General features: G+C 50.4%; 21 protein-coding genes. 5 read left to right on the forward strand and 16 right to left on the reverse strand.

The genetic code is table 11. The features are described from left to right. From OXH00_25870 to OXH00_25945, 16 genes are all read right to left on the reverse strand, one after another. Positions 1-931, reverse strand: a 931-nt coding sequence (locus tag OXH00_25870; protein ID MCY3744458.1) for a hypothetical protein, incomplete at its 3' end; no start/stop codon positions are given. 15 nt (positions 932-946) lie between these two features. Beyond that, positions 947-2,236, reverse strand: a complete 1,290-nt coding sequence (locus OXH00_25875) for a glycosyltransferase (protein MCY3744459.1) — start codon at positions 2,234-2,236, stop codon at positions 947-949. 13 nt (positions 2,237-2,249) lie between these two features. Further along, positions 2,250-4,496 (reverse strand): hypothetical protein, encoded by a 2,247-nt coding sequence (locus tag OXH00_25880; GenBank protein ID MCY3744460.1) that lies wholly within the window; start codon positions 4,494-4,496, stop codon positions 2,250-2,252. Between the two features lie 128 nt (positions 4,497-4,624). After that, positions 4,625-5,647, reverse strand: a complete 1,023-nt coding sequence (locus OXH00_25885) for a hypothetical protein (protein MCY3744461.1) — start codon at positions 5,645-5,647, stop codon at positions 4,625-4,627. Further along, positions 5,604-6,092, reverse strand: a complete 489-nt coding sequence (locus OXH00_25890) for a hypothetical protein (GenBank protein ID MCY3744462.1) — start codon at positions 6,090-6,092, stop codon at positions 5,604-5,606. Before OXH00_25890 ends, OXH00_25885 begins: the two co-directional genes overlap by 44 nt. A 3-nt stretch (positions 6,093-6,095) precedes the next feature. Then, positions 6,096-6,887 carry a hypothetical protein gene (locus OXH00_25895; protein MCY3744463.1) on the reverse strand — a complete coding sequence of 264 codons (792 nt, stop codon included), beginning with the start codon at positions 6,885-6,887 and terminating at the stop codon, positions 6,096-6,098. A gap of 3 nt (positions 6,888-6,890) precedes the next feature. Then, positions 6,891-9,719, reverse strand: coding sequence for a tape measure protein (locus tag OXH00_25900; protein MCY3744464.1), 2,829 nt, complete (start codon positions 9,717-9,719; stop codon positions 6,891-6,893). Between the two features lie 223 nt (positions 9,720-9,942). Further along, entirely contained in the window at positions 9,943-10,479 is a 537-nt protein-coding gene (locus OXH00_25905) for a hypothetical protein (protein MCY3744465.1), read from the reverse strand. Beyond that, positions 10,476-11,969: a hypothetical protein gene (locus OXH00_25910; protein ID MCY3744466.1), complete on the reverse strand. Its 1,494-nt coding sequence runs from the start codon at positions 11,967-11,969 to the stop codon at positions 10,476-10,478. Before OXH00_25910 ends, OXH00_25905 begins: the two co-directional genes overlap by 4 nt. Position 11,970: 1 nt before the next feature. After that, positions 11,971-12,204, reverse strand: coding sequence for a hypothetical protein (locus OXH00_25915; GenBank protein MCY3744467.1), 234 nt, complete (start codon positions 12,202-12,204; stop codon positions 11,971-11,973). After that, complete coding sequence (locus tag OXH00_25920; GenBank protein ID MCY3744468.1) at positions 12,198-12,497, reverse strand: hypothetical protein; 300 nt, start codon at positions 12,495-12,497, stop codon at positions 12,198-12,200. The genes OXH00_25915 and OXH00_25920 overlap by 7 nt, the downstream gene beginning before the upstream one ends. Before the next feature lie 43 nt (positions 12,498-12,540). Continuing rightward, positions 12,541-13,089, reverse strand: coding sequence for a hypothetical protein (locus OXH00_25925; GenBank protein ID MCY3744469.1), 549 nt, complete (start codon positions 13,087-13,089; stop codon positions 12,541-12,543). Between the two features lie 3 nt (positions 13,090-13,092). Then, a complete protein-coding gene (locus OXH00_25930) occupies positions 13,093-13,395 on the reverse strand; it encodes a hypothetical protein (protein ID MCY3744470.1) in 303 nt (100 codons plus the stop codon). 257 nt (positions 13,396-13,652) lie between these two features. Further along, on the reverse strand, positions 13,653-14,651 hold the full coding sequence (locus tag OXH00_25935; GenBank protein MCY3744471.1) for a hypothetical protein: 999 nt from the start codon (positions 14,649-14,651) through the stop codon (positions 13,653-13,655). Between the two features lie 64 nt (positions 14,652-14,715). Next, positions 14,716-15,018 (reverse strand): hypothetical protein, encoded by a 303-nt coding sequence (locus OXH00_25940; protein ID MCY3744472.1) that lies wholly within the window; start codon positions 15,016-15,018, stop codon positions 14,716-14,718. Then, the gene (locus OXH00_25945) at positions 15,019-15,321 is read right to left on the reverse strand and encodes a hypothetical protein (protein ID MCY3744473.1); all 303 of its coding nucleotides are present in this window, start codon (positions 15,319-15,321) and stop codon (positions 15,019-15,021) included. Between the two features lie 311 nt (positions 15,322-15,632). Here OXH00_25945 and OXH00_25950 point away from each other — a divergent pair, with 311 nt between their 5' ends. The 5 genes from OXH00_25950 (at position 15,633) to OXH00_25970 (ending at position 21,803) form a co-directional block, all read left to right on the forward strand. Continuing rightward, on the forward strand, positions 15,633-16,268 hold the full coding sequence (locus OXH00_25950) for a hypothetical protein (protein ID MCY3744474.1): 636 nt from the start codon (positions 15,633-15,635) through the stop codon (positions 16,266-16,268). Continuing rightward, complete coding sequence (locus tag OXH00_25955) at positions 16,268-17,713, forward strand: hypothetical protein (protein MCY3744475.1); 1,446 nt, start codon at positions 16,268-16,270, stop codon at positions 17,711-17,713. The genes OXH00_25950 and OXH00_25955 overlap by 1 nt, the downstream gene beginning before the upstream one ends. 104 nt (positions 17,714-17,817) lie before the next feature. Next, complete coding sequence (locus tag OXH00_25960; protein ID MCY3744476.1) at positions 17,818-20,091, forward strand: hypothetical protein; 2,274 nt, start codon at positions 17,818-17,820, stop codon at positions 20,089-20,091. 5 nt (positions 20,092-20,096) lie between these two features. Continuing rightward, positions 20,097-21,200, forward strand: a complete 1,104-nt coding sequence (locus OXH00_25965; protein MCY3744477.1) for a hypothetical protein — start codon at positions 20,097-20,099, stop codon at positions 21,198-21,200. Between the two features lie 102 nt (positions 21,201-21,302). After that, positions 21,303-21,803, forward strand: coding sequence for a hypothetical protein (locus OXH00_25970; GenBank protein MCY3744478.1), 501 nt, complete (start codon positions 21,303-21,305; stop codon positions 21,801-21,803). Positions 21,804-21,837 lie beyond the last annotated feature (34 nt).

The raw sequence follows: 21,837 nt of genomic DNA on the forward strand, positions 1-21,837 counted from the left end.
TTGGCTGTGTGTACTGTCCGGGTGAAGCGGATAAAACTTCAGGCTGACTATAAGTTCCCGGAGAATCCGACAAAACAGGGTCAGGCTGTGTATACTGCGGTGGAGACGGTGATAGCTGTGGGCTTGGCTGTGTGTACTGTCCGGGTGAAGCGGATAAAACTTCAGGCTGACTATAAGTTCCCGGAGAATCCGACAAAACAGGGTCAGGCTGTGTATACTGCGGTGGAGACGGTGATAGCTGTGGGCTTGGCTGTGTGTACTGTCCGGGTGATGCCGACAACATCGGGTCCGGCTGCGTGTACTGTCCGGGTGATGCCGACAAAATTTCAGGCTGACTATAGGTTCCCGGAGACGCTGATAAAATCGTTGGTTGCGTGTATGCGCTTGGCGAATCGGAAAGCACGGGTTCCGGTTGCGTGTACCGCGTCGGCGAGGCCGATAACTGCGGACTCGGTTGTGTGTATTGTCCCGGAGACGGCGATAACACCGGGTCCGGCTGTGTATACTGCCCCGGTGAAGGCGACAGCTGCGTAGGCTGAGTATACTGTGCAGGCGAGGGCGATAACACCGGGTCCGGTTGCGTGTATTGTCCTGGTGATGGTGATAAAATTGGAGGCGGTTGCGTGTACTGTGGTGGCGGATCCCTGAGTAAAAGCCTTGAATAATCATTAATCGAGACTCGTCTTGTTGCCGGTTTCTCATTTCCGCGTTCAGCTTTCAGAATTATATACGAATTAACAGGTAAAGGATTTTCCCATCGGACAACCAAATCTCCACGACGAATAGATGCCGTAATTCCAGCAGAACCCCAAGCCGTAATTTCAGCTGCTACCGAATATTTCAAAAAATCAGAAATATTCCGAATATACGCCACAGTATCATTGTGTCGTATTAAAATATCTGGAATTCTAAACCATTCTAAGGGGTTCATACCTATTACCCACATCTATGCCGCGTCTTTTGCCTGCATCCACTCTTCAGGCCATTCTACTTTTTGACGAGAATCAAGCCAATCTGAAACAATTACCGGTTTGCCGCTATCAATACGTTGTAGGTATGCATTATGCTGGGGAGCAAGATACTCCCTCGAAAAACGCAACCCAGAATCGCGAAGGACATAAGGATCTATTTTATCGAGATTCTCAACAGCATGCACAGCGGCATCAATATTATTAGAATCAACACGGTAACCATTATACCCATGCTGGATTGTATCAAGGAATCCCCCTGAATTTGCTACGATCGGAACTGTCCCGGAAATCAATGCCTCAATAGCCACACCTCCAAATGTTTCATAAACACGTGCCAGACTTAACACTGCCTTCGCGTGTGATAGAAGATTTCTGCGTTCATCAGCCCCCACATATCCGAGTACTTCAACATTTGGACCCGGTTTTCTACCAATTGACGCTTCCAAATCACCCGGTCCCGCTACAATCAATTTCATACCTGTGCGTTCTGCCACTTCTACTGCCTCTGTAATCCCTTTACCCGGTAAAATCCGACCCAAGTAGAGGAGATACTCATCTTTCTCGACACTAAAATCAAACAGCGAAATATCATAAGGGTTAGGAATTATAGCGTCAGACAACGGTGGCGTTTCCCAATCTATACAAGTAAACAGAAGGTGTGGCTTACCATTTTCTATCTGGTGAGCAGCCTCTTTGAGAAAATCCCGCCATTTCAAATTGCTATAATACACGCCATAATGATAGTCACGCATAAAGGTACTTTGAAAAATCCGATACGGTAGAAATGCGCCGATATAACCAATACCAGGTTCAACATGCCGAACTGGGAGATCCTTTAACTCATGATAAAGATCACGTTGACCGCCAAAAGGAGCTGTCCAATATATGAAATCATCAGGTCTGTATCTTTTTTTCAGCGCGAAACCTGTATCAAGTGCCCATCTTTTTCCCAGAAATTCAATTGCTTCTGGATTTTCAGGCTTAACATTTATGTCGATATGTCCCAAATTTTCATGAAAATTCGGATATGCCTCTGAGAGTATATCCTCTGATGCGATAATAACTTTTTCATCACATTCCACATCACAAGTTTCGTAACCATAATAGATAACATGATGCCCCGCCGACTTGAGCATCCAACAATAATTCCGTGCTTTTTGCGACCAATGTGACAAAACGTAGTGCGGATTCGCTGGCGCGGTCGGTGTTCCCATGACATGGCATGTTAAAGGGTTGTCGTTGGGTAATTCAAAAAACGGATTCATGACTACTTCCTTTTTAGTTAAGCGTGACCAGTTTCACAGCCGTTGCTGGCGGCCTCCGAAACGTATCTCGAATTTCAAGCACTTGGCAAAGCGTGCCGTTGAGGTGCAGGCGTTCTGGGATTTTCAGAGAGACGACATCGCCGACAGACATATAGAAACTCGATTTCAATGTTAGGTTTAGGATCTGGTGAATATCTTTGAAACGTGCGAGGTAACTTTTCGCGAGCCATTCCGCCCAGACGCGCTGATGCGCATCGAGCGGGACGGTAACCTCCAAAAGCCGTGCGCCGTTCTCAGCGATAGAGGTCGCATCTTCAACGAGAACCGCCTCACCGTCCCCGTATCGGAGTCGTACCTGATTATAGAATTGGCGGTTATCATTGTTCGCTATGACTGATTTGATCGGCATCTCCAGTGTGTCGCTGTTTAGTGATAAAATATGGTCAACGAAAGTGATATTGAATTTACCGGTATGTGCAGCAGCGGTAGTGTCCTCGGCACCGCGGACAAGATTAGCAAATTCGCCATCGTCATCCGCGCCACTGTGCTGAATAAGTTCACCGTCAATGAATAGCCAGCCGGTGGTAGGAAACGCGCCCCAGTTGAGTTCATCCGCGGTAACCTCACGCTGTGTCGCGGTGATACCTGATCCGCCGCCGTTGAGAGCTTTCTGGGGTTCACGGGGCCGCATGAAAAAGGTATCGTTCTTGAAGCCTATGATCGAATTCGTAACGATCGCGATGTCTCTCAACACATCGAACCCTGTGCGTCCGTTTGTCAGCACCTCGCTGAGGCGTTGATTGATCTGATCGTGGTATTGTATCCAGTTCCAATTCCCGATGCGGTTGACCGGGTGTTCACCGCGGGGCTGCCCGATGTCGTCAAAATTCCCGAAGCCGGTGATGATATGCAGAACCTCATCTGCTATCACTATCGGTGCAGACGTTCCGCCATGCACCCCGTAGAAGTAATCCGTTGCCTCGGTGTCCGGGTTATCCGTCGTCGTTGCGCTGCGCCAGTTGCGTCCGACTTCCTGAATTGTCCTTGGTGGGTGTTCAATTTTATAGAGGTATCCGACTTTCTCGCGCCAATCGGGATCCGAAAACTCCGTCCCATCCTCGTACATATAATGCGAACCCTCCATAAAATAGAGCACAGTGTCCTCAACGGTGAGCGAACGCGCTGCGAGCGTTACATCCGAATACGCCTTCAAGATTTCAAATTGGCAATTCGCAGTGTTCACTCTCACCAGTGCGGCACCTGCCTGTAAGTTCGAGAGAAAGTTTTCCGGGGTATCTGGTATCACGAGATCGCCGTCATCATCAACGGTTTGCGTCAGTTTCCGAATTTGCGTTACGTAGTAGACGTAATCGGCAATCTCCACAGGTTCAAAAACGCCGATAAAGGCACCGCCAGCGTTATCACCGAGATGCGGGATGACATCGTTGAGATAGTCGTTCTCGATAATATCTTTCTCAAGCACACAGACACTATCAGCACCCGTGACCTGTGCAATTGCCGTTGGCGCGGCGATTTCAAACGTGCGCGAGGTATCATCTTCGGGACCGAGGACAGCCGGATTAGAATTCGCCACCTGTGCGATCCGTGCCGAGACGGTAATCGTGGCTTTCGTCTTGGTGTTGGACTGCGGAATCGCGAGGTCGGCGGTGTACTTACTCGCATCACCGGTGACCTGTGCGAAGTTTCCGAGTGTGCCGACATCGGTATCCGTATCCGTTAGATCGAAATTCTCCATCGGTGCGGGTGTGCCGTCGGTGTATAGCCAATCGAAAGTAATCGGGACCGGTCTTTCGGTAATAGGGCGTTCAGTAGGCACACCGATTTTGACGATCGGGATTTCGCCTGCGAGTTGCATTGTGGCATTCGTATCTTCAGCCGGGCCTTTGATACTCGGATCGACTATCAGCGAAGCGGCAAGGCTTCTCACGGTAATTGTCCACTCCCCCGATCGGAGACTGAACCGTACATCGACAGAGTAGCTACTGGGGCTGTGTTGCGTAAAGTTAAAGAGTTCACCGCCAACACCAGGCGCGAGAGCGCCGATACCGAAGCCGACGACCGGTGCAGGCTGATTCAAATTATCGACCCAGTCAAAGCGGATAGTGGCGATACGGCCGCGGTACGGGGATTCGCTCGGCAGCGTGATGTTGACGGACAGTCCCTGTGTGAGGACTGACGGGGGTTTACTGCCGGAAACGAGCGTGATTGATTGAGAATTGGGTTGTCCACGGAGTGCCATAGTCGTTGTCTGAATTCAACCCCCTAAAGAATCAACGGTATGAATGCCTTATGGGCATTCCCCGCCCCTTATCAGGGGGACTTTAAAAAGGTTATTTGTATAGCCCTTCGTCATTTGGCGAAGGGTCCTTAGAGTGCTTTTTTGAAAACGAGCGTTTGGCTGCGTCCGCCGCTGAGGAACGTCATGCCACCGATGAGCGTACTCCGGCTTATATTGAAGCCGATGCCGCCGTGGTTCTCAAAATTGTCCATGTTCATCGTAATGATAGCAGTTGGGGTGGCACCTGCAGTGGCAACTTTCGCAACACCAAACTGCGAGTTGCCAGCATCCACATAAGCATAGTATAAGCCGTCATTTTCCCTATAGATCAGCTGCCGTCGCGAGTCGGGTTTCATGAAAACAGAACCAACGCCGTGATAATAGTGCGCGAGTTGCGGTTGTAGGCTGACGGTGTGCGAGACAAAAACGGTTTCTGTCTTACTGGTGATGTCCAACTGGATAATTTGTGTTTCGCAGGAGTTTTCGTTTGCGTCGTAATTCCCACCGGTGGTAGCCAAAATATAAAGTGAAGTCCCGGACTTTGTAAACTTCCACACTTCGGTAGCAGCTGCGAAGCCGTGCAATTTGGTCTCGGTGCGGGTTGTCTTATCGTATTCAATCACCTGAGAAAACCCGTTCGGATTGTTCCGGTGCTTATTATAGAGAAAATACCGTTTGTTATTCGCAGTGTCATCCAGCTGATCTGTCACGTATCCATTCCACGTGACAGGATTAGAAGACCCTATATTCCCGATCAGGTCATACCCAACGCGTCCATTGCTGGAGAAATGCGCGTCAACATCCTGTGGCGGTATCTCGATTTCGGAATCCGTGATGCCGGCATGCGTCAGAATATCGGCAATCACATCTTTTATATGGCGGTACCTGTAAGGCGATTTCATCTTTAGCTGCGGGTAGCCGATGCCCCGATTAACGATAGGTCCGCCTTCCGTTCGCACGCCTTCGGCATCAACAACAAAGTTTTTTGGGTCCAGGACACCCTCGTTTTTCAACTTCTGAACGGGTGCGATCTCATCACCCACGCGCGTTGCCAACTTAACAGAACCATCAGCAGCAGGCAGGATAGAACCCGTTTTCCCCAGATTGCGCAAGGTCTTCCGTCAACATAAAGTGCCGCGGTATCCCGAAGTCTGCAATCGCTTTCGTGCGCATATCCCCGAAGTTATCCGTGCAGACGACTTTCACAGTCGCGGGCTTCGCGTCTTGGACGAGGCGGATGATCGTCCCTTTAAAGACAGTTTCAGTGTGTCGTGTACCGTCCACAATGAAACCCGTCTTGATCTCGACAGGCGAATGTCGTCCAGTGCGTCGTCCCCCGTTTCGCGTGAAAAAGTTCGACGGATTGTTTGGCGAAAAATCGCCGTGGATGTCTCGGAGCGTGAAACTCGCCTCGCCGACGCGGAACTCTGTAAGGTTCGGGTAGTCAACGCCTCGTACAATATCGTCCATCGCAGCGATGGCATCTGTCACGTCTTCGTCGTGGATTTTCACTGTGAGGGCTATAGGGTTGCCTTGATAGCTAAAGCGTTTCAGCATCGGTTATGCCTCCCGCACAGAAAAGGGTACGCGCCGTCCGCCGCCTTTCCAGCGCGAGAGGTACCGAATTTGCGTCTCAGGGTTGGGCCAGAGTGCAGGGAAAACGCGGTCCGGGTATCGGTTATATTCTGCGGCAAAGACGAAGTTCTTGTATTTCCGAATAAACGAGATGAGGGCATCGGCAATCGTATCGCGTAACCCGCGTGTCCTCGGTGAAAGGAGTGTTAGGTTAGCGAGCCATTTATCGCGAGTGCCACCAATCGGTGGAACGTAAGAGAGGTTGCCAACAAGGTCATCGTCCACCGCGCCGAGGTCAATGGAATCGTATTCAATCCGTGAGAGTCCGCCATCGGAATTAAGTGTCAGCAGCCGGTTTAGGACCATGACTTCGTGGATGCGTGGTGATGATCCAGTAAAGGTCAAAGTGATAGATTTCGCTTTAGGCTTCGCGGTGCTTTCGTCTGTCCAGAGATTGTGCAGATCGTTTTGGTATCCGTCAACGGTTATTGGCACACTATCCCCGGAATCGTTTTTGACTGTAGCGGGCAGTGTACGTGCCGCGGGACTGGTAATATGCTCCGGGTTGGTGAACGCTGCCAAGTAGCTGTTGATGCCGGAGCCTTTGATAAAGATGTCGGTAAAATCGCGCGCCGTGCCGGAGCCATCGCCAGCCGTGTCGATGTGCAGGAGCATAGAGGTCTCTGACGTGAAGGTGTTATAGTCGTTATCTGCTACGGCTCTATACTGAGATCTACCGCCGCCATAGTTCAAAGGATAATCAAAAAATTGCGCCATGATCTAAAGCCTATCTTCTTCTCGAAGTTCATCTTGGTAATCGGTGATTTCCCTCGTTTCATTTTCTCCGATTTTTAAGAACAACTGTCGCGCCCCAAACGCCTTATCCGGCGCAGCCGCTACGTTTGAAAGCAGACTGCCGATCGTATCTTTTATCCCGCCGGTGAGGTTCTTGATCTGTTCCGGGAAAAGTAGCGAGGCAGCCCCCAGCGCAACACCACCACCCGAAAGCGATCTGCCGATATTGCCGATATTTGCGAGTCCGGGAATGTTGCCTACTCCTGGTAACCCGATACCTGCCTGTTGTGCCGCGGCAACTTTCCGGATATTCGCTATCTTGGAAGCCGTCAGCGTATCATCCAAACGTTTCAAGATTTGATTTTCAACCACTGCCCTAAGAACGATGCGCAGCGATTGTTGAATGAACGCCGTCGCGACGCTCTCAAAACTCTGTGCCCTACCTGTTGCCAAATCCAAGAACGTATTAGAAACGAGACTTGAAAACTGCCGATATTGTCTGGCACGGGCATTGATACTGCGCTGTATGTCTCGCTCCTCGCCCCGGAGTACCCTGTTCAGGAATTGTCTGCCTTGTTCACCGGCAGCTTGGCGGATATCGGTGAGCGTTTGTTGACCGCGTGCTTCTTCGGCGATGCGTTCATCGATGGCAGCCCCGCGGACAATCGGATCGGGTATCCGGTCCTCTAAATCTGTCGCAAAGGCGTAGTTCGCGATCTGCCGCATCACCGCCAACAAGCTGTGGCCTTGCCGTTCCGTCTCTTCAAAATCTCGCCGGAGCTGTGAGGTGAAATTGCCGTACTGGGCATCCGGGCTGCTGACGCGTGGAATTGCGTTTATCTGTCTCGTGAGTTGATCTATGTAGACTTGCCCCGCCTGTGCTGCAGCTTTGAACCCTTCGACTTCAGCAGCACTAACAGCGTTCGCAGTGTCAATCCGTTGCTGTGAGAGCTGTTGCAGTAACCGTTGATTTTCAGCTGTGATCTGTCGCTCCGCTTGCAGCCGTTGTCTACCTAACTCAAATATCCGGGTTTGCAGTGTATTGTATGCCTCGGTCCCCGCTGTCTCTTGTGCGAGTGCGTTCTGGGCGTTCGCGATACGAGCATTATAGTAAGCGTTGCTCGCCGCGAGTGCTGCTTGGAAGCCGGTGGTTAACTGTTGCGGATTGATACTGATATTGAGTGCGTTGCGTGTATCTTCCGCGTTTGCCCGGAGTTTCGCCAAAGTGAGACTGAAATTCTCGGCATTGCTTACAGCCTGTTCGGTAGACTTTGCGGTGCTTGTATTTGCAGAGGCTAAAGCGCGTAGGGCGTTAGCGTTGGTTGCGAGCTGCGTTTGAACTTCTTTGAGTGCTGCCCTTTTCGCGCTGAGCTGCCGATTCAACCCTTGTACCGATTTCCCGGTGCGTCCGTTGATTTCATTTGCCAACGCTGCGATTTCTGTATTTAGTGTTCTCGCCTGTGTTGCGAGTCCGTTCTGAACATTCCTGAGATATTCGGATTGCGCGGAGACGTTACCTTGGGCGGCTTGCAACCGCGCCAGTTCGGTCGTAATTTCTTTATAGCGTTGACCGGCTTCCGTATCTCTGCCTCGGAATCTGAAATAGTTTGCGCGGCCTTCTGCTGCTGCGTCAAGTGCCTGTTTCTCTTGTTCCAAGAAAGCGATACGGTCTTCAAACGCTTTGTTCACTGCCCCGGCAGCCGTGGCGGTATTGAGTGCGGTTGTGAACCCTTCAACGGATTGTTTCGCAGCGTTTGTGTTTTGAATGAAGTTTGTGATATTATCAAAGAGTTCCGCGAAACCGCGTGCAGCACCGGAGACGACCGGTAGCAGCCTATCCCCGATCGCGATCTGGAGTTGATTGAATTCCTCCTGAAGGGCATCAATAGAACGGGCGTAAGAATCGACCGGCGCGGCAGGGATTTCCTGACGGAGTTTCGCTAAAATGGGTAAGAGAAACGTGCCTAATGTCTGACCGGAAGCATGAAAAGTTTTGTTCAGGCTATCCATGGAGCCATCGGTGTTGTAAACCTCTTGCGCGAGTTTATTGAAATTCGGGATGAGTTCTTTGATAGTCGAAAAGTTCTCTTGCGAGATTTTGTTTTCACCGAACGCTTGTGTCAGCTGTAGCATCGCCCGCGAAGTGTCTGCGGCGTTACCGCCTAAGCCTACGATTGTTTGCCCGAAGGTGGTGATAATCGCATCGACTTCTAAAGTGGTTGCCCCTGCTGCTCGCAGTGAATTAGAGTAGCGGATAATTTGGGGTGTATTGAGTCCGGGGAGTTTTGCGATCTCGTTGAAATCTCGGAGTCTGGCATCTGCTTGTGTGCCTTCAATGGCTCGGAGTCCCCGGAGTAAGCCCTCCATCTGCCCGGCAGAGCGAACGGACGATACGCCGAATTCAAAGATCTCGCGTGCAGCGAGTGCAGCACCTAAGCCTGTGAGTACCCCGCGGACACCGCCCAATGAATTCGCGAAGAGATCCGCACCTTGCCCGGCACTTACGAACCTACCGCGCACATCGCGAAGCCTACCGTTTGTGTCTCGCCAGATAGTGTTTTGCCGTTTCGCGGCGGTGGCTAATCGGTCTATTTGTGTTGCGCTCTGCTGTGATTCATCTCCGAGCCGGTCAATATCTCTTGAGGCGCTGCGCGAGCGATCGCCGAGTGCATCAATCGCTTCACCCGCGGCGCGTGCTTCAGATCGCGTGTCCTTAAACTCGGAGTCCAGCTGATCCACTTCTCGCTTGAGTCGCGAGAACGCTGCACGGGCACGCCTATCTTCTACCTCGAATGTCAAAAGAGTGTTTGGCATTGGGGTTAACTCCGGGGTCGCGAGTGAAACTCGCTCCTACACATCGGAAGAAGCACTTTGCTCGGCTTCATCTGCTAATTCCGCCTCATGTTCTTTGCCGATGGCAGTGACGTACAGATCGATTTCATATTGGCTTTGGATAGGGATGTTGGGACCAAAGGCGTAATAACTTGGCTGCCGCTCGTTATCCTTTGCGGTGTAATAGAGGGCGAGGACTTCTTCCCTATTCTCCTCCTGCTGAATCCACGTTAGGAAACTGGGCGACCGATTTGCTCGGTCTGCTACCTCCTAAGAGTGCGTTGTGGAGGCTCATCACATAAAACGGGTCCCATGTCCGCATATCTTCAGCAGTCAAACCGGGGTGGCTAATGATACACGACTCAAGGATATTCAAGAGTTTCGTATCGTATTTCTTGACAGCGAGTTCATCTTGCAGCTTTTGTTCTTGCTCATCGTCAATTTCAATTTCACTTTCAGGATCAGGAATTCTGGCACTGGAAGCCTCGATGAGCGTGTGTCCGAGTAGCGTTTGGTAATAGATCGCTGTTTCGCCGGGTGTCATCGGTCGCATTTCAAAGTCAATCGGGTCACCCCCTTCGGGGTCCGGGAAGCGAGCGACGATATTATCTGCTTCCAGTTTCTTTCCGAGTTTCTTCAAATCTCTGATGAAGTTAAGTTCGCCTTGTACCTCTTTCCGTTGCAATACTTGTGGCGAGTTGACGGCAGCCTTCGCCGCGATGTCTTCCATTTTTTTCGTCATTCTGCAAACCCCTTCTCTGAATAGAACCGCATTGATATTTCGTCAGGTGTTGTAGCCCCTACGGACCGGTTGGCTTCAAATGCGAGATTCCGTGTGACGGAGCCTCTGCCTTCGATGGGCAGTCCGGGGACTTCTGTGAGCCCGCAATTTGCGAATCGGCTTTCGACGAGTACCTGTCTACCGTCTGACAACCAGTTATAGTTTCGGATAACGATCGGCACTTTGCGTTTCTCGAAATAGATGTCCTGCCAGTGTATCGTCTCGTTATTCTCGGTTGCATCATCGGTTTCATGGTAGATGCCGGCGTTGACGGTAACGGTGCGTGATTCTGTTTCACTGGTTACGGGTTGCCCTGCGAGCGGATCGCCTGTAAAGCCTTCGGGATCGACGTAGTTATGGTTGCCTTCTATATCGACGCTTGTCACTGCGATGGGTTCTGGCGCGTCGTCGCCATCGATGCGTGCGATAAGGTCCTCGAGGCTCTCGTCGGGTTCTCCGAGTACGACCGCTGTGCCGAGACTCGGATAAAAATTGAGGGGTCTGCGCGGATACTTTTTAAGGATACCATCATCAGCGCGCAAATTTGCCAAAGTGTTCGCGACGATGGTGGGATCAGCAAGGCTTCTCGCTTCCTGAACATAAGATGCCAGCAAGCCCAACAGCAGCCGGATATTCGCGCCGATCGACAACCGGAACAGATTCGGGATGATATTGTAAGCGATATAGGGAGTAAACGCCTTGAGCATCTGAGATGTCCAGCCGTCGAAGGGGTTATTGTTCTCGTTGAGCGTCAACGCTGCCCATTTCGTATCCGGGAGGAACTTGAGGGTTACACCTGTCGGCGCGGTGCCATTTCCCCAATCGAGTATAAATCTGTCGGCGCGGTGATAGAAATTTGTGGTTGTCTGTTTCTTTTCACCGTCCCCGAATGCAATTTCTTCGGTGGTTGGGGAATTGAACTGGTTGGAGCGTGAGCCGCGTTTTTGTCCGTAGGCTCGGATTTTACCTGCTCCAGAAGGGGAACCTGTTAAGGTGATCTCCAATTGGCCTGGCCATTTCGCGAGTGCCGTTTCATCATCGTTATCGATTGTCACGGTATTGCTGCTGGGGGCACCGATTTTGCCAGCGGGGATCTCCTGCGGTTTGAGGTCGGTATTCGTTGGGAGTGTGGTCGGGTTGAACCAACCGAGCAGCAGATGGATCGCGTCATCGGGTAGGAGTTCAAACTCCCATTCGCCGCCGCCACCACGTTTAGAGATGATGCTTTCTGCGGTCGCGCCACCACCGATAATGCTTTCGGATTCCGTTTCTTCTGCGGTCGGATCGAGTGTATTCCGTGTGAACACAAAATGGTTTCGGATGAGTTTCGCCAGTGAGGTTGTCGGGGCTTCCCCATCAAAAACATTTTCCCCGATGATGGGGACTCCGTATTTTAAGTTGCGGCCGATAAATATATAAGAATCGCCGCCTATTCTCCGTTTAGGTGCCATATTATTCTCCTGTCGGTTCTATAGTGATTTTCCCTCGGTAATCGTGTGAGATACGGGTCTTGACGAAGCCTCCAGTGTCCGTTTGCCGCCACGGTGACCAGTTCTGGAGACCGAAGCGTTTGACGAGTGCGTGTTTCGCGGACTTGACTGTATGCGCCTTGATCGTTTCTGCGATATGCTCAAGGATCGTGCCGTGCGGTGTGCAGCGGGTGTAGGTGAATTGGAAGTTTAGCATAGGATTTTTGGATTGCGATTGAACAGTCGCGCGAGTAGCCCGCGATTTTCGAGAGCCTTGATTTTCGCTTCTGCCGCGGTGAGGTGCTCCTGTGCTTCTTCCATCTTCGCTTTGAAGCGATCGCGTTGTCTGCGTGCCTCGTGCGTCTGAACCCGTATATCGAGTTTCTTGAGATCGGATTCGACGGCTTGCTCAATGAACTTGGATTCTGAAAGCCCTAACGCCTTGGCGGCTTTCTGTACGCGTAGCTTCGTCTGTCTCGGTACATTTGAAGAGATGCGTTCTTTGGACATAGTGTGGCTCCTTATCGCGAGTGAAACTCGCTCCTACAGGTGTTTAGGCAACCTTCTCGACGCGTAGGAAATGGCTCCTCGGTGAGCTCCCGTTTGCGGGAAAGAAAAAATAAAACTTTTCGGTGCCATCTGGTTCAAAGTCCATATAGATGAGTTCAAAGGTTGTCCGGATAGGTGCTGCAGCGGATGAATACCCCGGTGTCGATGCGAGAACAATATCATCTGTGCCTGTGTTTATTTTTTTCAGGTCAACCCTAAAAGTGGTAGTTGTCGCATTCACGTAGCCTTGAAAACAGAGATGATACCGTCCTTCTGGAAACAATAAGACCGAATTGTTGGGACCGGATCCGATGTCTATATCGGCTTCAGCACTGGCGTGGGTGATGCTGAGCAGGTCATTTTTCCCGCCGTCGAGGATTCGATCCGCGGTTGTTTTAAATTCGGCTGCGCGCTGGTTTCCTGTGCCGGCAGGTGTGTAGTGACCACCGAACTGTTTCGTCTGGTTCTTCCCGAAATAATAGCTAACAGGATTATTGCCACCACCGCCGCCTCGGTTTCCGTAAAGCCCGCCGACGATTCCGCCACGTATCATAGTTTAACTCCCATGTGGATCGTCTCTCGCGATCCAGACTTCAGCACCGGCAGTTGCAGTGAAGAGTCGGTAATCGAAGCCCTTCTTGAGGGTTATATCGAGAACATCACCTTCCGCTGTGAGTTTGATTTCGTTACCGTTGTAGCGTGCATTTTTCCAAGCACCGCCCTCGCGCCGTATTTGCACGAAGACTTCATGTGCGGTGTAGGTATCACAAAAGAGCTGGTATTCGCCATACGCGTCCGTGCCGAGGATGTCGGCATCAGCCGTATGGATTTGATCGGTTTTCAGGATAACTTTCGCCATGGAGGTACTCCACATTAGTTAGAATGGTTATCAGTTGTCAGTACGGTTTTTCTGCGAAAAACCTTTCGGTTATCAGTTACAAGAGGGCTCTTAACCGATAACTGAAAGCGCAGCGTACTGAAAACCGACAACTATTATAATGTAGAGCGTGAGGCGTTCAGAATGGGAATTTGGTAGGAAAACAATACAATAGCAATACAATAGCAATACATTTGCGAAAATGCGATGGACTTAACGTAATAGGGAAAACGTTAAGTTCAGATTTTCATGGCGAGTTGCGCGCCCATGAGTTGTTTGATGGCGTGGCTGTAGCCTTTGGGTGTGCCGTGCTGCATATTGCAGAGGCGCGGGTATGGTGGGAGGTATGGGTTTTTCGGGGTAAACTGCTCCCAGGTGTTTCCCTCAATCATGAGTGAATCGCAGAAGTTGTAGGCGTGTTGGCCAGTTTTTATCAGATAGAGTGCCGTGAGTGCATCCATTCCGAGATGTTTCCATTTTATGAACCACTCGGATGCTTCCCCGACAAGGCCTGCGGCGTGGTATTGCAGAATGGATGTATCGATATGCCAGTTCGGTTCGCCATTTCCATTGAACAGGTAACTCGCAACATTCGGTGGATCCTGTTTTTTGTCATAACCCTCACCGTAGACAGCTCTGTTCGCATCATGTAGCCAGCGTGCGCGTTTGCCAGCATCCATAAAATACTGTGTCAGTTGCACTTGGGTCGTCGGGGTATCGATCCCACTCCTTTTTAGATGTTCGAGGGGCATCCATGACGCTTTCGTTTCAATTGTGTTTGCGCTGTGGAGGCTATAATCCGCGACCCCCCAACCCCAATTATGCTGCAGGACGTGCCCGAGTGGGAGTTTGATTTGGTTTTTGTCTCCGCGGAACGCCCAGTAGTTGACATCCCACATACAGATAGAATCGTAGCCGAACCCGTGTTCTCCGAAGGTGATAAACGGGGCTGCGATCTCTTTGATCATGGTCGTGTCGTACTGAGGCAGGTCAAAGTTTTTGAGCGCAGTTTGGATACGGTCTTCGGTGCTGTCCTCGCACGTTATATAAAGATGTACGCCTTTCATGACGAGATCGGTGTTATTAATCAGACTGGCGAGGGTCCAGGGTAGCATCTTCTCTTGCCAATCAATATCTGCGGCATTGATGGGGATAACAAGAGCGGTATGATTGCCGGGGATGAATGGCACTTCGTATTCAAGCGGGCATTCGGGGAGTTGGGTACGTATATCGTTCAATGTGTTGTCTCCTTTTCCATTTGGCTAACATTGAACAGGCTAACAGCCTATTCTACAAAAGAGGCTACTTTGCCTTTGCGGGCAGCATTGCGCCGTTTTGGATCGTAAAGAGCCGGTTATCTTCAAAGGTAACCATCAGCGCGCCTTCGTTATCGGGGTTTGATAGCACGTCACCCAAAATAGATACGCCGTCCTGTTGGCAGCTTTTGTGTCCATCCTTCGCGAAATAGTCTACGCGATCGACACACTGATACCAGATCGTTTGCCCTTCCGTTTCTGATTCCGCCTTTTTCTTTTCGATATATGCCTCGACCTTCCCCGGCAAGACGGGTTCATATTCTTCCGGTACGTTCATCCTGTTTCGCATCTATCCCTCCTTTTTGTTTCGTGTCAATTTCGTCACGAATCGGACTTCCCTATCAATTGCGCTACGGACAACCTGCACGGCAGAGACACCTTTCAGGCGCGCGACTTCTCTGATATTCTGCAGCTGCTCAGGTGTGAGATATTGTCGCCGTTCTTTTTCTGCTTGAATATCTCTATAGTCATCAATTGCGCGGCGGACGATTTCAACCTGCGGCAAGCCTGTTCTTTGACTTTCTAAATCGAGCCAATCGAGTTGTTGTTGCGGCATCCTGAAAGAGGCGGGTTTCATTTTTCGGGCGGGCAATGCTGTCTCCTTGTGGGGAAGGGTTAAAATACTACCAACAATTATAGCACAATTTCAGGCGTTTTGAAACTGTTTTCGTCCCTATTTTTCCCAAATGTATTGCTATTGTATTGCTATTGTATTGTTTTCCCACCGAATTCCCATTTTAGACACCAACCCCTCCACATTATAATTGAAAGCAGAACATTAAACGGTTGTGTGGCTTCGTCATTTGACGGTGCATAGGTATCTAAAAAAATATGTTTTAAATCTGTCTGAAACGTGTTTGAAACATGTTTGAAGCATGTCTGAAACATGTCTGAAGGTAAAAAATGAAACACCGGCTTGACCAGTACATCATCAATTTGCTTAAAGAAAAGGGCGAGATGCGTTCAAAAGACATCTACGCCTCGATGCCCGAACAAGAACGCAATTTAAAGTCGCGGTTGGGTCTTCTGAAGAAAGATGGCATAGTTGTGGTTCGGGACCGATTCTACTATAGTCTGCCCACAGATACATCTTCGGTCGCCACAAAAACACGCCCCGATGAAAAACTCGACCAGATTTCCAAGCAACTGAAGCGCACAGAAGCCGACAATGAAGTGACAATTAACAAAGCACTCTTGCTCTTTGACAAAGTGCTTGACGATGCCGCAGAAACGATTGAAGGTGAACTTTACACCAAAGCGACAATGGCAGATAAGGTTGACCTGATAAAAAGTCTGCGCTGGTTAGGTGCGACGCTCGATCAATTGATGAAACGCTGGAATCTCGAGCATCACGGTTACGACACGAATACACGTCAGGCACAGGAAGATGCGAAAGCGAAAACCACAGAACGCGAGAAAGAGGCACTTGAGAACGCACCGCTTGAAGACAGAATTGTTGTTGTCGCACATTACCAAGAGGGCATGCAGGAGATTTTGAGAAACCTGCCGAAGAAGGAATTAGAAGATAGAAAAGTCTAATGTATGGCAAACAACCTGTCTACAAATATTCACCTGACGGCTATATGCCCTATGGGACAATGGTGGATTTATATAGGTCGCATGCGAGCGTGAAGATCGCAGGTGGCACTTATGACGCAGGAAAGACCTTCGGTTGTGTTGCTTACATGGACATGCTCGCAAATGAGTATCCGGGTTCGCGAATGACGTTCGTGCATCGTAGCCTGAACCGCGTGTATCGGAACATTATCCCGACGTTCGAGAAATATCTTGGGTATAAGCCCACGAGTCGGGATCATCCAAAACCGACAGAAGTCACGCGGTATGGCGGCGAAAAACCGGAGTTTTTTGAGTATTGGAACGGCAGCCGGATTTGGATCAATGGGTTAGATCAACCGAATAACTTGTTATCCGATTTCTTTGATGCGGGGTTTGTTAACCAAGCGGAACTCTTACCTTTTGAGGCGTGGGACGAGTTGACAGCGCGAGTTTCCGAGCGTGCTGGCATCATGCCGATTGCAACCCTTACCGGTGATTGTAATCCGAGCGTGTCGCACCACTGGATACGACGGCAGGCGAAAGAACAGAAACTCGCATATTTCAAGATGTCGTTTTTGGACAACCCTGAGATTATCGCAGATCAGGAGTCCCCGCGATTAGCGGAATTCAAAAGGGAATTTGCGAACGATCCGAGTCCGAAACTTATCGACAAAATCATAGACATGTTCTCGCCGAGCGGTTTACGACGTGTCGATAAACTCCGAAATCTTGAGGGCGTGCGTTTCAAGCGCGGGTTCCTCGGTGAATGGGGAGCGGGTGAAGGGTTAGTCTTTAAGAAGTTTGACCCTGAAATCCATATCGTTGACGCAACGATTATGCCGAACTGGAAACGGTATCTGAGTGTGGATTGGGGCTACCGCGGTCCTGCGAGTGTGATATGGTGGGCACAATCGCCCGATGACAGATTGTACGCCTACAAAGAAATTTATCTATCGCAGCTCATAAAACCCGAATTGATACAACTGATAAAAGACAATTGCGATCGCTACGACCGTATCCAGTATGCCGCGGTAGACTCTGCAGACCAAGATGGTGTTGAGCAGCTCAAGCGTGCCGGCTTCCGTGTCAATGAACCAAAAAAGGATAAGGTCGCACAAATCCAGGCTGTCCAGCAGCGGTTGAAAGTCGATGCAACCGGTCAACCGGCGATTATGTTTTTACGGAACCGGTTGGTGCATCCAGTCGATCAAGACCTCAAGGAGGACTACCGGCCACTGGAAGTGACAGATGAGTTTGAGAGCTTGAGTTATAACGAGAAGTTGAAAAACACGAGCAAAGACGATGAGGATACGGTTGGCGACGACCATGGTGTCGATGGCACCGGGTATTTAGTGCAAAGCCTGGGAACGAAACAAAGTGTTGGCTCCGGGCGCGTCGTTCACGGTTCGGTTACGATGAGGAGATAGCAGTAAGAAAGTTTGCAAGTGTAACTAAAGTTGTGAAGTTGCTAGAAGAAACACCCAAGCAAAAACACTTTAGAACACTTTTAAACTTTAGAACACTTTCAAACATGAATCTACAACGGACACTTAGCAACCTCAACAAACGAATCTTCGGTCGGAACCCAGCAGCAGCTGCACGTTCCCGAAACACACGGGCACTTGCTGGGGGCCGGGTCTCCATGCAGGACCCGTTCAAGTCACAGACGCTCTACCATGTCGCGCCACCCGAACGGACCCGGAGCGTCTTCCAGTTGAAAAACTGGACCGAAGAAGAGCTGTTGCATCTACCTGTCGATCAGTTCATGAAGGTTGTCACGAGCATCAGCCCGGAGGTTGCCAAGGCGTATAGGGATTTTCTGCGGAACTGTAACGAATCTTGGTATTACCAAGTCGAGCCTGAAAGTGCGACACCGGTTATAGACGATTTCATCGCACGGCTGGAGACGAAACACCACGACTTTGATGTGATTTTGGATCGGATTTTCGCCGGTATCTATAAAGGCGGTGCTATGTTCATTGAACTCGAACTCAACGAGTCAGCAGATATGGCGATAGACATCGCAGTGATGGATCCGTATGTTGCGCGGTTCCATAGAGTCGAGGACGAATGGCTACTCGGTCAATGGCAGAACGGGAAATGGGTGTATCTGCACGAGGATCCGACAGTCATGTACGTACCGTTCAATGCCGGACCGAATGAACCGTTTGGCAAGTCAATGTTGGAATCCGCGCCGCTTGACGTTGTACGGATGCTCGGTGTCATGAACGACTTTAGAAGGGTACTGGAATCACAAGGTTGGGCACGTGCCGATTTTGAGATTGACAGCGAGAGACTCAAGGATTTCATGCCACCAGAGATTATCGGTGATGTCGAGGCAGAAGACGAATTTATCCTGGAGTTCATTAACGGTGTCAACTCGATGTACTCCCGTCTGAAGCCGAACGAAGGGTACGGGCATTTAGACATCGTGAAAGTGAACATGCCCACCGGTGGACAGATGCAAAGCTCGTTCTTTGGGTTAGTGGACGGGCTGATGCGGTTGTATGACAGGCGTGTCGGTCGCGCAACGGGTAGTACACCGATTAAGCAGCACTCTAACGAGAACGTCGCTGAGACACATGCTCGTGAGCAACGCAAGGATTACCGGATAGATATATCGAGTATCCAGTCCACCGTTGCGGGTACGCTGTCAACGGAATTGGGATACGTGCTGCGAGCCGAGGGTGTCAAGGGTGAGGTGATGTTCTATTTCGAGAACACACCGGATCCCGAAGATGTTAAGGCAATCGCAGAAGCAGAGGGTGTCAAAATCGACAACCTCAAGAAACTCAAAGAGCTACGCGATATGGAGGGCATCGATGACGAGACGTATGAGGATGAGGTCAATAAGTACAAGGCAGAAAAAGATAAGCACTCCTCCGGGATGCGCAGTCTCGGAACATACAAAATTCAACGCCGTGAACATGACCATCTCCGTCGGGACCCGGAAACCTGTCGTGAATGTGGCAGTGAGACTGACGGCGAAAGAGCCGCAACGATTAGCCCAGATGGTTCGGAAGATCCGCTCCCTGTCGTGCCATCCACTTTTGAAGTGACTGCGGCGTTCTTGGAATCCGCGATTGAGTCTTTTGAAGATGTGATGTCTTCTGATTACAAGAATCTGTTGAACGCCAGGGTTACCGGCATGACGCAGACCGATGCGATTGATACTGTGAAAAAAGGCGATTGGGTCTGGAACCAGTTGACGAAACGGTATCGGAATTCCAAGACGAAAAAGACCGTCTCTTCCAACACAGTGCTGCGGTTGCGTGACGATCTCATTGATCTCAGTCGCGAATTCAGTGATTTGACGGACGACTTAATCAACTCGCGAATTACCGTCCAAGAGTGGTTGCTTGATATGCGCAAACGCGTTCGCGATGTGAATAACGCACAATATATGCTTGCCCGCGGCGGTCGGAATGCGATGTTCCAAACCGATCTGGATGTGCTGACCGAAGTGATCAAGGAACAGTTTGATTTCCTTCAGAAGTTTGGGGAGGAAGTCCGGGCAGGTAACTTGTCTGCGAGTCAGATCACGGCGCGATCGGAAATGTACATTGAATCGTCTAAGTCGTCCCATGAGCGCGCGAAAGCTGCCAGTTTCGACATAGAACTGCCGGAATACCCCGCGGACGGTAACCAGATTTGTAAATCGCGGTGTAAGTGTCGGTGGGAGATCAACGAGAAAAAAGACACAATCGAGGCGTTCTGGCTCTTGAACGTCGCGGCGAAACATTGTGATAGTTGCCTCTCGAATGCTGCCAAGTGGGCACCCTACACAATTCAGAAAGGAGAGTAAACCCCGTGGAAGATGTACGCTATATCCCTGGAATCATATCTACTCGTGCGCTGGGCGCGGAGGACTTGCCGGAAGACGATGACGATCTCTATTGGCTCCGAATTCTGGCAAGCAATGCGGAACTCGATAAACACAACTCTATCATGGATCCCGACACAACGCTTGTGAATTTTAGAGATGATGCCAAAGACAAGTTAGGCGTTGTGCTAAATGACCATCATCCCTACCGGTCATTTGGCTATGGCCGGTCTCGGAACGCAACTTTGACATCGGATAACGAGTTATGGATAGATTTTGCTATCCCGAAAGATTTTGAGTATGACGACCCCTCCTGCCGATTCAAGTCGAGCGAAAAGTTGATGCGTGCGATCAAACTCCAGCTTGTCAACCAGGTATCGGTGGAGTTTTTTCAAGCACGTGAGATTTGTAACATCTGTGGAAACCCGATCCGACGCTATTCCTTTTGGGATTGGGAACCGGATGGCGATGACAAATGCCCCCACAAAATGGGGAAGTACTACAAAGTAGACGGTAAGCCGGATCCGGTAAAAGCCACGTATACCGTCTTTGATGCCCGGCTCAAAGGGGTCAGCCTCGTTGAGTTTGGGTCTAACCGAAACACTGCCATCGAGAAAAAGCGAGAGATGCGCAGTTTCATGGAGGAAATCATGACAGACCAAGAATGGACCGCGAAATTACGCGAAGTACTGAACATCCCAACCATCAAGACAACCGACGAACCCGATGAGATTGTCAGAACCCTTGAAGCCGAAATGACCAGCCTCCGCGAGAAAGTTGAGGAACAGAAAGACGAAATCGCGGACCTGACGCTCGATGCAGAAGACGGCAAAGCGTATCGCCAAGCGCGCGTTGACGAAGGCATCAAACAGGGCATCCGTGCACACGGTGACGATTTTGATGAGGAATACCACCGCGAGTATTACGCCGATCTGCCGCTCGATAAACTGAAGAAGGCGATCGAGAGCAACAAGAAAATCGGTGATACCAAACTGCCTGAGGGTCGCAGCACCACCGATACGCACGAACCGCCACCGGAGAAACAGCAGGCAAGTGCGCGCGATCGGAAACGACGCGGGCGGAGACGATAGTTATCAGTTACCAGAGTAAGAGACTTTGGATATATCCGAAACCGCTTTTAACTGGCCACTGGGTACTGGCAACTGGCAACTCTAATAAAGGAGAATTAGAAAATGTTAAAGGAACACCCGTTTTTAGTGACCACGACCTTTCAAGGCGACGGGAAAACGATTAAGTACGACATCACGAAACCCAACCGCTCTGAGGCTGTCGGTAAAGCATTCAAGATTAACGCTGACGGCAAAGGTGAACTCGTTGGGGATGGTGATGAAATCGACGGCAAGGTGATCAGCGTTGACGACGACCACAAATTCACCGGTGCCTATATGTTCGGCGGTCTGAATTTACCGCTGGGCGAAAATGCGACTGTAGCACGCGGCGATAAGATTGTCGGTGCGCTCGGTGCGAGTTCGGCAAAAGGATACGTCAAATCCGCCACGGAACCGGCAGCCCTCGCGGATATTGAAGCCGCCGATTTTGATACCGCGGCAGAAGAACTAGTCGTCCATAACGCCGCACGCGCACAGATCACGAACCTTGTGAATGCGCTCAAAGGGAAAGGCTCTGTGCATAATTCCGACACGACGCATGCCCTCGTCGCGCTGGGTGCATAATTATAGGGGAAACCGGACCTTCGCTAAAAACCGA

It is taken from the genome of Candidatus Poribacteria bacterium (genome assembly GCA_026706025.1).
Lineage (GTDB): Bacteria > Poribacteria > WGA-4E > WGA-4E > WGA-3G > WGA-3G.

Excerpts from the sequence above, each read along its gene's own strand:
- OXH00_25970 (MCY3744478.1), top strand. The coding sequence starts at position 21,303 with ATGTTAAAGGAACACCCGTTTTTAGTGACCACGACCTTTCAAGGCGAC.
- OXH00_25915 (MCY3744467.1), bottom strand. The coding sequence starts at position 12,204 with ATGCTAAACTTCCAATTCACCTACACCCGCTGCACACCGCACGGCACG.
- OXH00_25910 (MCY3744466.1), bottom strand. The coding sequence starts at position 11,969 with ATGGCACCTAAACGGAGAATAGGCGGCGATTCTTATATATTTATCGGC.
- OXH00_25930 (MCY3744470.1), bottom strand. The coding sequence starts at position 13,395 with ATGGCGAAAGTTATCCTGAAAACCGATCAAATCCATACGGCTGATGCC.
- OXH00_25890 (MCY3744462.1), bottom strand. The coding sequence starts at position 6,092 with ATGCTGAAACGCTTTAGCTATCAAGGCAACCCTATAGCCCTCACAGTG.
- OXH00_25925 (MCY3744469.1), bottom strand. The coding sequence starts at position 13,089 with ATGATACGTGGCGGAATCGTCGGCGGGCTTTACGGAAACCGAGGCGGC.
- OXH00_25955 (MCY3744475.1), top strand. The coding sequence starts at position 16,268 with ATGTATGGCAAACAACCTGTCTACAAATATTCACCTGACGGCTATATG.
- OXH00_25920 (MCY3744468.1), bottom strand. The coding sequence starts at position 12,497 with ATGTCCAAAGAACGCATCTCTTCAAATGTACCGAGACAGACGAAGCTA.
- OXH00_25960 (MCY3744476.1), top strand. The coding sequence starts at position 17,818 with ATGAATCTACAACGGACACTTAGCAACCTCAACAAACGAATCTTCGGT.
- OXH00_25905 (MCY3744465.1), bottom strand. The coding sequence starts at position 10,479 with ATGACGAAAAAAATGGAAGACATCGCGGCGAAGGCTGCCGTCAACTCG.
- OXH00_25950 (MCY3744474.1), top strand. The coding sequence starts at position 15,633 with ATGAAACACCGGCTTGACCAGTACATCATCAATTTGCTTAAAGAAAAG.
- OXH00_25880 (MCY3744460.1), bottom strand. The coding sequence starts at position 4,496 with ATGGCACTCCGTGGACAACCCAATTCTCAATCAATCACGCTCGTTTCC.
- OXH00_25940 (MCY3744472.1), bottom strand. The coding sequence starts at position 15,018 with ATGCGAAACAGGATGAACGTACCGGAAGAATATGAACCCGTCTTGCCG.
- OXH00_25875 (MCY3744459.1), bottom strand. The coding sequence starts at position 2,236 with ATGAATCCGTTTTTTGAATTACCCAACGACAACCCTTTAACATGCCAT.
- OXH00_25895 (MCY3744463.1), bottom strand. The coding sequence starts at position 6,887 with ATGGCGCAATTTTTTGATTATCCTTTGAACTATGGCGGCGGTAGATCT.
- OXH00_25900 (MCY3744464.1), bottom strand. The coding sequence starts at position 9,719 with ATGCCAAACACTCTTTTGACATTCGAGGTAGAAGATAGGCGTGCCCGT.